The organism is Prevotella sp. P4-119 (assembly GCF_002251345.1).
In the GTDB taxonomy this organism is placed as follows: Bacteria; Bacteroidota; Bacteroidia; order Bacteroidales; family Bacteroidaceae; genus Prevotella.
Map to the genome: position 1 here is coordinate 92,506 of NZ_NPJB01000085.1, position 14,778 is coordinate 107,283.

Annotated in this window: 12 protein-coding genes; 8 read left to right on the forward strand and 4 right to left on the reverse strand. The window is 47.3% G+C overall.

The window, feature by feature from the left end; translation table 11 throughout:
* The first annotated feature begins 165 nt into the window (after positions 1–165).
* The 7 genes from CIK89_RS10835 to asnS all read left to right on the forward strand — a co-directional run bounded on the left by CIK89_RS10835 (position 166) and on the right by asnS (position 8,074).
* Positions 166–1,065 (forward strand): diaminopimelate dehydrogenase, encoded by a 900-nt coding sequence (locus CIK89_RS10835; protein WP_094391386.1) that lies wholly within the window; start codon positions 166–168, stop codon positions 1,063–1,065.
* Positions 1,066–1,150: 85 nt separating this feature from the next.
* The gene (locus tag CIK89_RS10840; RefSeq protein WP_094391387.1) at positions 1,151–1,582 is read left to right on the forward strand and encodes a Fur family transcriptional regulator; all 432 of its coding nucleotides are present in this window, start codon (positions 1,151–1,153) and stop codon (positions 1,580–1,582) included.
* A gap of 133 nt (positions 1,583–1,715) precedes the next feature.
* Positions 1,716–2,036, forward strand: a complete 321-nt coding sequence (locus CIK89_RS10845) for an ATP-binding protein (protein WP_256387829.1) — start codon at positions 1,716–1,718, stop codon at positions 2,034–2,036.
* A gap of 27 nt (positions 2,037–2,063) precedes the next feature.
* Positions 2,064–3,488 (forward strand): glycoside hydrolase family 28 protein, encoded by a 1,425-nt coding sequence (locus CIK89_RS10850; RefSeq protein ID WP_094391389.1) that lies wholly within the window; start codon positions 2,064–2,066, stop codon positions 3,486–3,488.
* A gap of 259 nt (positions 3,489–3,747) precedes the next feature.
* Positions 3,748–5,094, forward strand: coding sequence for an adenylosuccinate lyase (gene purB / locus CIK89_RS10855; RefSeq protein ID WP_094391390.1), 1,347 nt, complete (start codon positions 3,748–3,750; stop codon positions 5,092–5,094).
* Between the two features lie 58 nt (positions 5,095–5,152).
* Positions 5,153–6,637, forward strand: a complete 1,485-nt coding sequence (locus CIK89_RS10860; protein WP_094391391.1) for a pseudouridine synthase — start codon at positions 5,153–5,155, stop codon at positions 6,635–6,637.
* A gap of 33 nt (positions 6,638–6,670) precedes the next feature.
* Positions 6,671–8,074, forward strand: a complete 1,404-nt coding sequence (asnS, locus tag CIK89_RS10865) for an asparagine--tRNA ligase (RefSeq protein ID WP_094391392.1) — start codon at positions 6,671–6,673, stop codon at positions 8,072–8,074.
* 716 nt (positions 8,075–8,790) lie between these two features.
* Here the strand turns inward: asnS and CIK89_RS10870 are convergent.
* Positions 8,791–9,756 carry an aldo/keto reductase gene (locus CIK89_RS10870; RefSeq protein ID WP_094391415.1) on the reverse strand — a complete coding sequence of 322 codons (966 nt, stop codon included), beginning with the start codon at positions 9,754–9,756 and terminating at the stop codon, positions 8,791–8,793.
* Positions 9,757–9,869: 113 nt separating this feature from the next.
* Here CIK89_RS10870 and CIK89_RS10875 point away from each other — a divergent pair, with 113 nt between their 5' ends.
* On the forward strand, positions 9,870–10,691 hold the full coding sequence (locus CIK89_RS10875; protein WP_094391393.1) for a hypothetical protein: 822 nt from the start codon (positions 9,870–9,872) through the stop codon (positions 10,689–10,691).
* A gap of 102 nt (positions 10,692–10,793) precedes the next feature.
* On the opposite strand, the gene CIK89_RS10880 is transcribed toward CIK89_RS10875, so the two are convergent.
* The 3 genes from CIK89_RS10880 to CIK89_RS10890 are packed head-to-tail and all read right to left on the reverse strand — an operon-like array spanning position 10,794 to position 14,552.
* Positions 10,794–11,651: a S1 RNA-binding domain-containing protein gene (locus CIK89_RS10880; RefSeq protein ID WP_094391394.1), complete on the reverse strand. Its 858-nt coding sequence runs from the start codon at positions 11,649–11,651 to the stop codon at positions 10,794–10,796.
* On the reverse strand, positions 11,641–12,411 hold the full coding sequence (locus CIK89_RS10885; protein ID WP_094391395.1) for an ABC transporter ATP-binding protein: 771 nt from the start codon (positions 12,409–12,411) through the stop codon (positions 11,641–11,643). Before CIK89_RS10885 ends, CIK89_RS10880 begins: the two co-directional genes overlap by 11 nt.
* Positions 12,408–14,552 carry a cation:proton antiporter gene (locus CIK89_RS10890; protein WP_094391396.1) on the reverse strand — a complete coding sequence of 715 codons (2,145 nt, stop codon included), beginning with the start codon at positions 14,550–14,552 and terminating at the stop codon, positions 12,408–12,410. Before CIK89_RS10890 ends, CIK89_RS10885 begins: the two co-directional genes overlap by 4 nt.
* Between the last annotated feature and the right edge of the window lie 226 nt (positions 14,553–14,778).

Sequence of the window (14,778 nt, forward strand, 5' to 3'; positions counted from 1 at the left end):
CGCTTGTTGGTGACGATTTATTGTGTGAGACGCCCACAAATCTTCAAATTGTCAGAATTGAAGGTCAGAGAAGAAAATATTCCGCCAAACTGTAACGATTCTCATGCAAAAAGTGTAATTTTGCACACAGACAGACAATAAGACAACTCAAAACAAGATACAAACATGAAGAAAATTCGCGCTGCCGTAGTTGGTTACGGCAACATCGGCAAATACGCCGTAGAAGCTCTTGAAGCCGCTGAAGACTTCGAGATTGCAGGAATCGTCCGCAGAAACGGAGCAGACAACAAACCCGCAGAACTGGCTGCATACCCCGTGGTCAAGGATATCAAGGAACTGAAAGATGTAGATGTAGCCATTCTTGCCACTCCTACTCGATCATGTGAAGAACATGCCATGCAGATTCTGCCTCTGGGCATCAACACCGTCGATTCGTTTGATATACATACCAATATCCGTGGTTATCGCGAAAGACTGATGGAGGTTAACAAGAAAACCGGTACTGTCAGTGTGATTGCTGCGGGATGGGATCCAGGATCAGACTCTATCGTACGTACGCTCATGCAGAGCCTCGCACCAAAAGGTCTGACCTATACCAATTTCGGACCAGGAATGTCTATGGGACACTCAGTATGCGTTCGTTCGAAAGCGGGTGTAAAGAATGCACTCTCTATGACTATTCCTTTGGGCGAGGGCATACATCGCCGCATGGTATATGTAGAATTGGAAGACGGTGCCAAGCTTGATGAGGTGACAGCTGCCATTAAAGCCGATCCATACTTTGCCAACGATGAAACACACGTCTTTGCCGTTGAATCAGTGGATGCTGTTCGCGATATGGGTCATGGCGTACATCTTGTGCGCAAAGGTGTAAGTGGAAAGACTCAGAACCAGCGTTTTGAATTCGATATGAGCATCAACAACCCTGCGCTCACTGCTCAGGTATTGGTCAATGTGGCTCGTGCCTCCATGCGTCAGCAACCCGGTTGCTACACCATGGTTGAACTGCCGGTCATTGACATGCTGCCCGGTGAACGCGCAGACCTTATCGAACATTTAGTATAACTCTATAAACGGAAGCCTGAGTCACAGCTATTTTCATAACAGCTACCAGCTTAGGCTTCCGTTATTTTCTATTCATTATAACTGTATGCACCACCTTGAAATCTCCGACGAACAGTCACTCGACAATGCCGGCATCCGTGTCACAGCCGTACGCCTGATGGTATGGCGCACCATACGCCATGGTTTCAGTGATGCTTTTAGTCTGGCAGATGTTGAAAAGGCCCTGCCTACAGTTGATCGCTCCACCCTGTTTCGCACACTCACCCTCTTTGCCAGTGTGCATCTGCTCCATGATATTGACGATGGAACGGGCATGCAGAAATATTGCGTCTGCCATTTTGACGATACCCGACAGTGTGACGGCCATGTTCATCTGACTTGTCGCAAATGCAACCGCACCTATTGTCTGACAAGCATACGCATACCCCATGTTCCACTACCCGATGGCTTTGTAATGGAAGAGGCGGAATATATCGTAAAAGGCATCTGTGCCGAATGTGCTAAAGCGGGGAAATAACATTTTTTACTATGCGGTGATCTGCCATTCACCAATTAGGAGCCGACATACCACACACCTATTCTGTATTTGAAGATAGAAGAGACCAACGTAAACGAACTATGCGAAAAGGCAATAGCAGGACACCGACACTATAGAGACTGACCGTCACCGCACTTTACAGGCCATCAATGAAATGCTTGCCAACGCTATTAAGAATACCACGAAGGGAAGTATCCTTTTGGATTGTCGCAAGATAGACCAAGGAACAGACAGTATCGCTTTCTGCGTCACCGATACAGGATGTGGTATTGCCCACAAACATCATAAAACGTTGTTTGAAAGATTCGTCAAACTCGATTCCAACAAACAAGGTGCCGGATTGGGACTATACATCTGCCTTACCATTGCTACCAAACTGGGCGGATCAATCACAAACAGCTACAACGTTAGAAGAACAACAATAAGAAAATAAGCACTACTATAAACAAATAAAAAAAGTATGAAAAAAACTATCACATCTATGCTGACTTTGTTGGCACTCTGCATGCCAGCACTATTGTCAGCGCAAGACTATCAGAAGTATTACAACCAGACTCCAGTCACGTTAAACCAACCACAACAGGTCAACATCCCCAGCCGAAGCATCACGCTGACAGAGGCAGGCGGAATAGGCGACGGTGTTACCCTCTGCACCAAAGCCATCCAGGATGCCATCGACAAGTTGGCACAACAAGGCGGTGGACACCTCATAGTACCAACAGGCGTTTGGCTGACTGGTCCTATCGAACTGAAAGACCACATCGATCTGCATTTGGAAAAGAATGCCATCATCTATTTCTCACCTGACAAAAGCATCTATCGCGATGCAGATACCAAAGCCCGGAGAGTATATCCATGCATCCGTGCCGAGAAACGTACTGACATTGCCATTACCGGAGAAGGTATCATTGACGGCAACGGTGCCCAATGGCGTCCCGTAAAGCGATCAAAAGTAAGCGATACAGAATGGAGCCAGTTTAAGAGTATGGGCGGACAGGAGATGAAAGATGGCACACTCTGGTATCCTTGGCAGATGCGCAACAGCTATCCTGACATTGCCAAATCGCCCGTAGCACAGGAGCAGATGCGCAACGACCTTGTGAGATTTGAAAAATGCAAAAGAGTTTTGTTCCAAGGCGTTACCTTCCAAAACTCGCCCAGATTCCACGTACATCCATGCTATTCTTCAGACATCATCATCGACGGCATCACCGTGCGTTGCCCTTGGAATGCACAGAATGGCGACGGCATCGATCTCTCCGACTGTCAACGTGTGCTGGTTGTCAATTCCACAGTCAATGTGGGCGACGACGGTATCTGCCTGAAGAGCGGACGTCCCAAAGCTTCTGCTGTATCAGGATGTGAAGACATTCTGGTAGAGAACAACACAGTATATCACGCACATGGAGCCTTTGTACTGGGTAGTGAGACAGCAGCCGGTGTGCGTCGTGTAGTGGCACGCAACTGCCGTTTTGCCGGAACAGATACCGGTTTGCGCTTCAAGAGCGGTGTAGGCCGTGGCGGTGAGACCAGCCAACTCTACATCAGCAATATCGTCATGACAGACATCAAAGACGAAGCCGTTGTTTTCCAGTGCGACTATGTCAATCGGCCAGCAGGAGCATCCGATGCCAAAGCATTGGCTCCAAAGGGTGATGAAGCACAATTTGTGCCCCATTTCCAAGATATCCATATCGACAATATCATCTGCCGTGGTGCAGAGACAGCCATCAAAGCGCATGGTATAGAAGGCATGCAATGCGTACGCGATATCAATATCAGCAACTCCACCTTCGTCTATAGCAAAAAGGGAGAAGACATTGATACAGCCAGTGCATCCGTAAAACTGACCAATGTACGTCTGCTTAGCGATAAGAAACAATAACATGGCATAAAACTCCAATGATTGATAGTAGATAAAAAGCCTATCAATTATCATACAAAACCAAAGGTTAATGGGCAGAAATTCAGTTCTGCCCATTATTATTTCATTCAAAATTGCTAAAATATCACAAAAACCAGCCACAGACCGCAAATATCACACGAAGCCATGCATCAGTTAGCACATTTTTTCGTAACTTTGCAGCCTAATAGAGACAATATATTGTAATATAGCTATATAAACAACTAAGCGTAACACACTAATGAAATTAGACACATTGACCGCCATCTCGCCTATTGACGGACGTTACAGAAACAAAACAGAACAGTTGGCAGGATTTTTCTCAGAGTATGCACTCATCAAATACAGAGTGCGCGTAGAGATTGAATATTTCATCACACTCTGCGAGCTACCCTTGCCACAATTGGAGGATTTTGACCATAACCTATTCGAAACACTCCGCAACATCTACCGCAATTTCTCAGAAGAGAATGCCGGACGCGTAAAGGAAATCGAGAAGACAACCAACCACGACGTGAAAGCTGTGGAGTATTTCATCAAGGAAGAACTCGACAAGATTGGCAATTTCGACAAGTATAAGGAGTTTATTCATTTCGGACTGACTTCACAGGACATCAACAACACCAGCGTTCCCCTCTCTATCAAGGAAGCACTCGAACAGGTGTATTATCCTATGGTAGAAGAGCTCATCGAACAGCTCAACGACTATGCCGAACAATGGAAAAACGTTCCTATGCTCGCCAAGACACACGGACAGCCCGCTTCTCCCACACGTTTGGGTAAAGAGGTTATGGTATATGTCTATCGCCTTGAAGAACAGTTGCGTGGATTGAAAGACACTCCCATTACCGCCAAATTCGGTGGTGCAACCGGTAATTACAACGCCCACCATGTGGCTTACCCACAATACGACTGGCGCGAATTCGGTAACAAGTTTGTGGCTGAGAAACTCGGATTAGAGCGTGAACAGTGGACCACTCAGATTTCTAACTACGACTGGATGGGCGCTATCTTTGATGCCATGCGCCGCATCAACACCATCATCATCGATCTCGATCGCGACTTCTGGATGTATATCTCTATGGAATACTTCAAGCAGAAGATCAAGGCTGGAGAGGTTGGTTCGAGCGCTATGCCTCATAAAGTGAACCCCATCGACTATGAAAATTCAGAAGGCAACCTCGGCATTGCCAATGCCATTCTGCAATTCTTAGCCCAGAAATTGCCCGTCAGCCGCCTGCAGCGCGACCTGACCGACTCTACTGTATTGCGCAACGTCGGCGTGCCTATGGGACATGCTGTCATTGCCATACAGAGCACACTGAAAGGCTTACGCAAACTCATTCTCAACGAAGAGAAGATAGAGGCAGACCTCGACAACACATGGGCTGTGGTAGCAGAAGCCATCCAAACTATCCTGCGCCGCGAAGCATACCCCCACCCCTACGAGGCTCTGAAGGCATTGACTCGTACTAACCAGAAGATGACCCCAGAACTGATTCACGAATTCATTGCAGGTCTGGATGTCAGCGATGAGGTAAAAGAGGAACTTATGGCTATTACACCAATGAATTATACAGGCATTTAAAGTATTAACCCCCAAAGAGGAACCGTGAGGTTCCCGAAAAAGAAAGGAAACAACAATTATGGATTTCGAAAACGAGAAGAAGACAGAAGAACAATCTGCAAACCAGCAGGGCGCCAGCAACCGAGAGGGTTACTCCAACCAACAGAACACTTATCGACAGGGGCGTTCACCACGTCCCCGTATTCATCAACAGACACGCACCTATAACCAGGGCGGCTACAACCGCAGTCAGAACGATGATGAAGGCGGTTTCCGTCCAGAAGGATTCGGTGCCGGACTTCAGAACAATAACGCCCAGCGTTCCTATCGTCCCCGCTACAACAATCAGCAGGATGGTGAACAGGGCGGATACCAGCCACGTCAGCAAGGTGGATACCAGCAGCGTGGAGGATATAACAACAACCGCGGTGGTTACCAGCAGCGTGGCGGATATCAGCAGCGCGGCGGTTACAACAACAACCGTGGATATAATCGCGGATACAACAACAATCAGCAGGACGGAGAACAGGGCGGCTACCAATCACGCCAGCAAGGCGACTTCCAGCAGGGAGGTTATCAGCAGCAAGGCGGATATCAGCAGCGCGGCGGTTACCAACAGCGCGGCGGTTACAACAACCGCGGTGGATACCAGCAGCAGGGTGGATATCAGCAGCGTGGCGGTTACAACAACCGCGGCGGATACCAGCAGCAGGGTGGTTACCAGCAGCGTGGCGGATATAACAACAACCGCGGATATAATCGTCAGCGCACTGCAGACTATGATCCCAATGCAAAGTACAGCTTCAAGAAGCGTATAGAATATAAAGAGGAGAACTACGATCCCAACGAGCCCATCCGTTTGAACAAATTCCTTGCCAACGCCGGTGTTTGCAGCCGTCGTGAAGCTGATGATTTCATCCAGGCAGGTGTAGTGACCGTCAACGGAGAAGTGGTAACCGAATTGGGCACCAAGGTATTGCGCACCGACGAAGTGAAGTTCCACGACACTCCTGTCACTCCAGAGAAGAAAGTCTATGTGCTGCTCAACAAGCCCAAAGACTACGTGACCACCAGCGACGATCCTCAACAGCGTAAGATTGTGATGGATCTCGTCAAGGATGCTTGTCCTGAGCGCATCTATCCTGTAGGTCGTCTCGACCGCAACACCACCGGTGTGCTTCTGCTCACCAACGATGGTGACTTGGCATCGAAACTGACCCATCCTAAGTTCCTCAAGAAAAAGATTTATCACGTTTATCTCGATAAGAACGTGACTGCCCATGATATGCAGCAGATTGCCGAAGGTATCACCCTCGACGACGGTGACATCAAAGCCGACGACATCCAGTATGCAGACCCTGTTGACAAGAAGCAGGTGGGCATCGAGATCCACTCTGGTAAAAACCGCATTGTACGCCGTATCTTCGAGAGCCTCGGCTATAAAGTAACCAAGCTCGACCGTGTACAGTTTGCCGGACTTACCAAGAAGAACCTGCGTCGTGGCGACTGGCGCTACCTGACAGAGGAAGAGGTAGATCGTCTGCGCATGGGTGCTTACGAATAAACCAACAACGACTCACTGAAAATATAACAAGTGATGAAAAGAACTAAGATAGTAGATGTACTGAAGAGTACAGACTTTGGAAAAGATGTTTGTGTAAAGGGATGGGTACGTACCCACCGTAGTTCGAAGGCCGTTGACTTCATTGCCCTCAACGACGGAAGCACCATCAACAACGTACAAATCGTTGTTAACCCTTCACAGTTTGATGAAGAAATGCTCAAGCAGATTACCACTGGTGCATGTATCTGTGCCACTGGTATTTTGGTAGAGAGTCTGGGTGCTGGTCAGAGCAGTGAAATTCAGGCCAAGACCTTGGAAATCTATGGTCTCTGCGATAACACTTATCCCATGCAGAAGAAAGGCCAGTCGTTTGAGGTGATGCGCAAGAATGCACACCTCCGTCTGCGTACCAATACTTTCGGTGCTGTGATGCGCATACGCCACAACATGGCTATTGCCATCCACCAATACTTCCATGAGCATGGCTTCTTCTATTTCCACACACCACTGATTACTGCCAGCGACTGCGAAGGTGCCGGACAGATGTTCCAGGTGACCACCAAGAATCTCTACGACCTGAAAAAGGACGAGAACGGTAGCATCATCTATGACGATGACTTCTTTGGCAAGCAGACTTCACTGACCGTCAGCGGACAGTTGGAGGGTGAGCTCGGTGCCACCGCACTGGGTGCCATCTATACTTTCGGTCCAACCTTCCGTGCTGAGAATTCCAATACTCCACGCCACTTGGCTGAGTTTTGGATGATTGAGCCAGAAGTCGCCTTCATCGACCTCAACGATCTGATGGACCTTGAGGAAGACTTCATCAAGTATTGCGTGCGTTGGGCTTTGGAAAACTGTAAGGATGACCTTGCTTTCCTCAACAAGATGATCGACAAGACGCTGATTGAGCGCTTGGAGGGCGTATTGAAAGACAGCTTCGTGCGTCTGCCCTACACCAAGGGTATTGAGATTCTGGAAGAGGCTGTGAAGAACGGTAAGAAGTTTGAATTCCCTGTATCGTGGGGTATGGACCTCGCTTCCGAGCATGAGCGTTTCCTTGTGGAGGAACACTTCAAGAAGCCAGTCATCATGACCGACTACCCACGCGACATCAAGGCTTTCTATATGAAGCAGAACAACGACAGCGAAGAACGCCGTACCGTTCAAGGCACCGATGTGCTGTTCCCACAGATTGGCGAAATCATTGGTGGTTCTGTTCGTGAGGAGAGTTACGACAAACTGATGGCTGAAATCGAGCGTCGCCAGATTCCTATGAAGGATATGTGGTGGTATCTCGACACCCGTCGCTATGGCAGTTGTCCTCACGGCGGTTTCGGTCTCGGTTTCGAGCGCCTCATCCTGTTTGTCACCGGCATGCAGAATATCCGCGACGTGATTCCTTTCCCACGTACTCCAAAGACAGCTGATTTCTAAATCACACATAGCAAGATGAAAGACGGCACCCTTCACGGGATGCCGTCTTTTTCGTTGATAGACAAAAGAAGAATGTTTCGATGCTATCGAATGCACCATATATATAATGTACGTACGCGCACGCACACGCGACGTTATGATTTTGTTAACATCAAACACCCAACTTGCATAATATCCTATACGACATCGACTTACGTGGGTGTTCGATGATGACAGGATAGTTTTCAAACAGTGGCAACACCTTTATCAAACGTTGAAAACACCTTTATCAAACGTTGAAAACACTTTTATCAAACGTTGAAAACACTTTTATCAAACGTTGGATAACACTTTTATCAAACGTTGGATAATACCTTTATCAAACGTTGGATAATACCTTTATCAAACGTTGGATAATACCTTTATCAAACGTTGGATAATACTTTGATCTATTATGCACTCTTATACAATATTACACAACATCGCTATACAACGTTTCCTAATGTATTCGCTGACTCACACTTGGTAGTTTGGGTTGTCGATAGTAAAAACGTTGGTCGGTGGTCGATGGGTGGTCGAAACAAAGGCAATCGACCACCACTTAAAGTATTGTGCAATAACGTCTTACACTATAGTGGTGGTCGAGTGGTCGAAATTTTCTAAAAACTAAAATTTAGGTGTGCACAGTCATGCTGTGCAATATTGTCACAGTTTGCAGGTAACCTGTAATAGGAGGATCAACCTGCTGCATGCACACATTTCATATTGGTAGCCAACTGCTTAACACTACTTGCACCAACCAATACACTTGTCACGCCATGCTGTTGGAGAATCCATGCCAATGCCATTTCTGCCAATGTTTCTCCACGATCAGCAGCCTCTTGATTGAGTTGTTGCAACTGTGCCAGGAGTTCTGGCGTTAATACCGAATGTTTCAAGAAACGCTCTTGAGCCATGCGACTATCGGCTGGCACTCCGTTGAGATAACGGTCGGTAAGCAATCCTTGCGCCAACGGTGAGAACGATATGAAACCGATACCCTCTGCTGCACAATAGTCGAGCGTGCCATTCTCCTGCGGTGTGCGATCCAACATGTTGAGTTTGTCTTGGAATATCAACAATGGTGTGTCGTGTGCTTTCAGATAGTCCACTGCTTTCTTCAATGCATCCAGTGGCCAACGGCTGATACCCAAATAGAGTGCTTTGCCTTGGCGCACAATATCCACCATGGCTTGTAGTGTTTCCTCTATCGGGGTGTTGGGATCAAAGCGATGGCTATAAAACAAATCGACATAGTCTATGTGCATGCGCTTGAGGCTCTGGTCGATACTCGCCATAAGATACTTACGCGAGCCCCACTCTCCATAAGGTCCAGGCCACATATCGTAACCAGCTTTGGTCGATATGAACAGTTCATCGCGGTAGCGCTTGAAATCATCGTCCATGAGTCTGCCCATAGTTTCTTCTGCCGAACCGTATGGCGGTCCATAGTTGTTGGCAAGATCGAAATGGGTGATACCATGGTCGAAAGCGTAGTGAGTGATGGCACGACTGCGCTCATAAGAGTCGTTGCCTCCGAAATTATGCCAGAATCCTAAACTGACTTTTGGAAGCATCACTCCACTGCGTCCACAGCGCTGATAGAGTGCCTCTGCATCGGCGTAACGGCTATTGTCTGCCGTATAGATTTCTTTCAGTTCCATAATGTTTGATGTATTTGTGTCGATAAAGTTACACATATTTTCCGAAGATATGTTGTATATCACAAACTTTTTTACTATTTTTGCAAAGTAAAGACATTATTAACCTATAAAAAATGAAAAAGACTCTTCTATTAGTTGCCATGGCTCTGTTGGGCCTTACCCATGTTTCGGCACAGGATGTCGATGATCTTGGAATTTTCAACCACCTTAGTATTGGTGCGGGAGTGGGTACCACCGGTATCACTATCGACCTTGCTGCGCCCGTCACCCCCTATGTAGCCGTACGCGCTGGTGTTGATATCTTCCCTAACATTAAGGTGAAGACCGATTTGGATATTGATGTAAATGTAGATCAGCAGTACGAACATTATATCAGCGGCTTTACTATCCCTAAAGATGTGAAGGTAGAGGGCAAGACCGACATGATAGGTGGCAATGCCCACGTCCTGTTTGATTTCTTCCCCTTCAAACAGAGCAGTTTCCACTTGACTGCCGGTGCTTATTTCGGTAAAGACAAGGTTGTCAGCCTCTACAACAAAGAAGATGGTGCGCTGAAAGTCATCAATCAGGCCAACCAGATATTGATCAACGAGGGAATAGCAAACCCCAATACCCACGAAAACATGATTGGTTTGGATTTGGGCGATTTCTTCCTGACTCCCGATCAGAATGGTAATGTAGATGCCACGCTGAAGGTGAGCAAGTTTCGCCCCTATGTGGGTTTAGGCTTTGGACGTCCCGTACCGATGAAGCATCGCTTCACTTGCAATTTCGACCTCGGTGTACAGTTTTGGGGCACACCTGAAGTTTATCTGCGCGACAACAAACTGGAGAAGACTACAACCAATAGCGATGCTGGCGAGGTATTGAAGGTTATCAGTAAGATTTCTGTTTATCCTTCACTCAACGTCCGCTTCGTAGGTCGCATTCTCTAATGAGGCATATCTATTAATAAGGTGTAGGCAGCACATGGGTGCTGCCTACCTTTGTTTCTATTGATGATGTTGCGTTATTGCCGTTGGATATGTGTGATGACGTCAAACCAGCGTGATACCATCATCGGCAATAGTAATCAGCCGGCGGCGATACAAGTCGCCGATGGCTTTCTTATACACCTTCTTGCTCACTTTGAATCGATCTTGGATGAGTTCCGAAGGACTCTTATCGCCCAAATCACAATGTCCGCCATTCTCCTGTAGATAATGGAGAAGCACGTCGGAGAACTCGTCGGTCTGGCGTCGTCCAGTAGGTTGCAACGTCAGATCAATCTTATTGTCTTGGCGCACATGGTCGATATACGCTTTGAGGCGATCGCCCGAATGAAGGGGTTGGAAAATCTGTCCCTCGTAGATAAGACCCTGATACTTGTTATCTACAATGACCTTGAAACCAAGATCTGTCTTTTGCCACACCAGCACTTCCACCTCGTCACCATGTTTATAGACATGATAGGGAGTCTGTTTGATTTCATCATTGGTCGGGAAAAGATACTTGTCAACCTTGGCTGTAGCCATCAGTCGGTAGCTCTCTTCATCGATGGTGATATAGACCAGATAATATTGTCCTTTCTGCATGCGCATCTTCTGCTCGCGGAATGGGCAAAACAAATCTTTCATCAATCCCCAGTTGAGGAAAGCACCATATTCGTTGACCCATGCCACTTCAAGCCATGCGAAATCGCCTACCTTGGCTATCGGTTTCTGGGTTGTAGCTACTGGGCGTTCGTCCTGATCGAGATAGATAAACACTTCGAGTTGGTCTCCTATCTTGGCATCTTTAGGCACATAGCGTGCAGGGAGAAGTATCTCACCTTCATCACCTCCATCAAGATACAGGCCGAAATCAACGGTCTTGACAATCGTCAGCGTATTATAGTCACCGAGTTTAATCTTCATTTATTTCTTCGTTTTGTGGTTGCTCTATTGTTTGTTCTGCTGCGCTGTGTTGATCTGCTACAGCGTCTTCACCTTCCACTGGTTGCTCCGACGGTTCAACAGTTTCGGGCTGTTCCAACTCTCCGTCGCGCAGATGTATGGTACGGTCGGTAAGCGTGGCAAGTTGTTCGTCGTGGGTAACAATGACAAAGGTCTGTCCGTACTTGTCGCGCAAATCGAAAAACAGCTGATGCAGTTCTGCCTTGTTTTTCGAATCGAGCGATCCACTGGGTTCATCTGCCAGTATGACCGTAGGATTGTTGATCAATGCACGTGCCACCGCCACACGTTGTTTCTCGCCGCCACTAAGTTCGTTAGGCTTGTGGTTGGCTCTGTCTGCCAGTCCCATAAACTGTAGAAGTTCAGAAGCTCGCTGTTTGGCTTCGCTACTTGATGTGCCTGCGATATAGGCTGGTATCATGATATTTTCCAGCGCCGTAAATTCGGGCAACAGTTGATGAAACTGAAACACGAAACCGATATGACGGTTGCGGAAGTCTGCCAGTTTTTTGTTAGACAAACTCGTCACGTCGATTCCGTCTATATGTACCGAACCAGTATTGGGCCGGTCGAGCGTTCCTATAATCTGCAACAAGGTTGTCTTGCCGGCTCCGCTTGGTCCTACAATACTGACCACCTCACCTTTTCCTATGGTGAGGTCTATGCCTTTGAGCACTTGCAGTTTGCCAAAACTCTTGGTGATGTTGTTGATAGCTATCATTTCTTCAGAAATTTCTTTGTTCGTTGTTTGTTGATCCAGCGCAGGATAGCGTCATAGATACTGCTTTCCTCATGGTGCTGGGCCTCAGTAAAGGTCATATTCTCCTCCTTGATGTCACCATACTGATCGGGGAAGATTATCATTAGATTCTTGCCCGAAAAATGTTGCATAAGCTCATTGGGCAGGCGTTCAAGTGCAGATTTATAAGAGATGGTTCCTTTACGGGCAGTAACCACTACAAACATGTGGTCGCTGCGTATGGTCTCTGCCAATCGGGGCAGTTCGTTCCAATGTGCCATGTAGGTATATTCGCTGCGCACACTGGGATGCCAGTTGGTGATGTATTCTCTGATGAGTGCCAACGACTCTTGACGTCCATGAAACTCTATACGGCAATCAAGATTTCCTGCCATTCGGCACAAGCGTTCGAGCCAGCGATGGAATCCGGGTTCAAATTCTGCTCGCGACGGGACGACCACTTCTATGCGACGCAGCGTATTGAGGGGTTCTATGAATCGTGTGAGCACAATCTGCCGGCTCAGTCCATTATACAAGCTCTGTATGAAATCGCCCCAGAATTTGGGATTGTTATCGGTATGAACGTGCATACCCATGATAATTTCTGAGGCTGCAAACTCACGGAAGGCATGTTTGATGCCATTGGCAATATTGGTGGCAAGGCGCACTTGGGTCTGCATCTTCACATCATAACCGCTGGCACGTTGTTCCAGTTTCTCTAACAATTGCAATCCGTGTTCCCTATTGATGGCTGCTTTTTGGTCATCATACACTACATTGAGCGCCACCAATTCACGATTCAACTTCTGGTTGCGCATCATCACCGCAAGTTCGAGAAGTTGCGGTGCAATCTCTGGATACTTCACACAAAGGAAGATGCGCTCATCATCGCGCTGCTGATTGGTCACAGGCAGATGTGACTTATCGCACAACACGATTTGTCGGGCTGCCTGTTCGGTGGTCATCGTACTGATCAGACAAGTGACGAGTATCATGATAACTACGCCGTTGAGTATCTCGTTGTTGACCAAATACACACCAGGACTTATCTCCAAACGCATGCCAACCAATACCATGGCGATGGCACCAGCCGCATGGGCGCTGGTCAGACCAAACATCATACGGCCTGCAACCTGTGGCAAGCGGAACAGCAGACTCGACAGATAGGCTGCCACTGCCTTACCGAAGGTTCCGAAGAATGCTATCATCGTCACGATAAACAGCATGTGTGGTCCTTCAAACAGACTGCTCACATCGATAAGCATACCCACTCCAATCAGGAAATAGGGAATAAACAATGCATTACCGATAAACTCTATGCGGTTCATCAGAGGCGATACGTGGGGAATATATCGGTTAAGTATCAGTCCTGAGAAAAATGCGCCAACAATACCTTCCACTCCTACGGCTTCTGAAGCCGCAGCACTTAGAAACAATATAGCCAATACAAAGATGAACTGCATGACGGCATCACTATAGCGACGCAGGAAGAAGCGGGTCAGTTTTGGAATAAGCCATACGCTGACACCACAATAGCACACAAACTTAGTAAGAAACAACAGCCAGAACCCTACCCCCACATCTTCTCCATAGGAAGCTGCCAAGGCTGCCAACATAAGGAGTGCCAGAAAGAGTGAGATCATCGACGAACCGACAGACAGCATGACACTCGACTCACGTTGCAGTCCGTAGCGTCCGATTATAGGATAGGCTATTAGTGTGTTCGATGCCATGATACATCCCAGCAGGAAAGAGGCTTGCGAGGAGTACCCTAAAATATGCTCTGCCATAATCCACGTAAGTGATAGAGGGACGAAACAGGTCAGCAGTCCGAATATCAAGAATCGGTTGCTATTGCGTTTCACACTCTCCATGTCCATCTCAAGGCCTGCGAGAAACATAATATAGAGCAATCCGACCTTGCCAAACAGTTCAAACGAATCGTCGCGTTGTAGGATATTGAATCCGTATTTACCCACAATCATTCCCGCCAACACCATACCGATGATGTGTGGAATGCGCAGTTTGCTCATAATGATAGGGGCAAACAGGATGATGAGCAGCACCACGCAGAATATCAGCGTGGGATCAGTAATGGGGAAATATGATAACAGCATCTGCATATTTGTCTTTACAAGGGTTCAAAGGTACGAATAAGCGAGCGAAAAACCAAATATATTTGAGCTTTTCCGAGCGGGAGTACCTAAAATCTGAAAGATTAAAGGTACGAATAAGCGAGCGAAAAACCAAATATATTTGAGCTTTTCCGAGCGAGAGTACCTAAAATCCGTAGGATTAAAGGTACGAATAAGCGAGCGAAAAACCAAATATATTTGAGCTTTTCCGAGC

Bases quoted from the DNA above. Each gene is read 5' to 3' on its own strand.
- CIK89_RS10835 (WP_094391386.1), top strand. From the start codon at position 166: ATGAAGAAAATTCGCGCTGCCGTAGTTGGTTACGGCAACATCGGCAAA.
- CIK89_RS10840 (WP_094391387.1), top strand. From the start codon at position 1,151: ATGCACCACCTTGAAATCTCCGACGAACAGTCACTCGACAATGCCGGC.
- CIK89_RS10850 (WP_094391389.1), top strand. From the start codon at position 2,064: ATGAAAAAAACTATCACATCTATGCTGACTTTGTTGGCACTCTGCATG.
- purB (WP_094391390.1), top strand. From the start codon at position 3,748: ATGAAATTAGACACATTGACCGCCATCTCGCCTATTGACGGACGTTAC.
- CIK89_RS10860 (WP_094391391.1), top strand. From the start codon at position 5,153: ATGGATTTCGAAAACGAGAAGAAGACAGAAGAACAATCTGCAAACCAG.
- asnS (WP_094391392.1), top strand. From the start codon at position 6,671: ATGAAAAGAACTAAGATAGTAGATGTACTGAAGAGTACAGACTTTGGA.
- CIK89_RS10870 (WP_094391415.1), bottom strand. From the start codon at position 9,756: ATGGAACTGAAAGAAATCTATACGGCAGACAATAGCCGTTACGCCGAT.
- CIK89_RS10875 (WP_094391393.1), top strand. From the start codon at position 9,870: ATGAAAAAGACTCTTCTATTAGTTGCCATGGCTCTGTTGGGCCTTACC.
- CIK89_RS10880 (WP_094391394.1), bottom strand. From the start codon at position 11,651: ATGAAGATTAAACTCGGTGACTATAATACGCTGACGATTGTCAAGACC.
- CIK89_RS10885 (WP_094391395.1), bottom strand. From the start codon at position 12,411: ATGATAGCTATCAACAACATCACCAAGAGTTTTGGCAAACTGCAAGTG.
- CIK89_RS10890 (WP_094391396.1), bottom strand. From the start codon at position 14,552: ATGCAGATGCTGTTATCATATTTCCCCATTACTGATCCCACGCTGATA.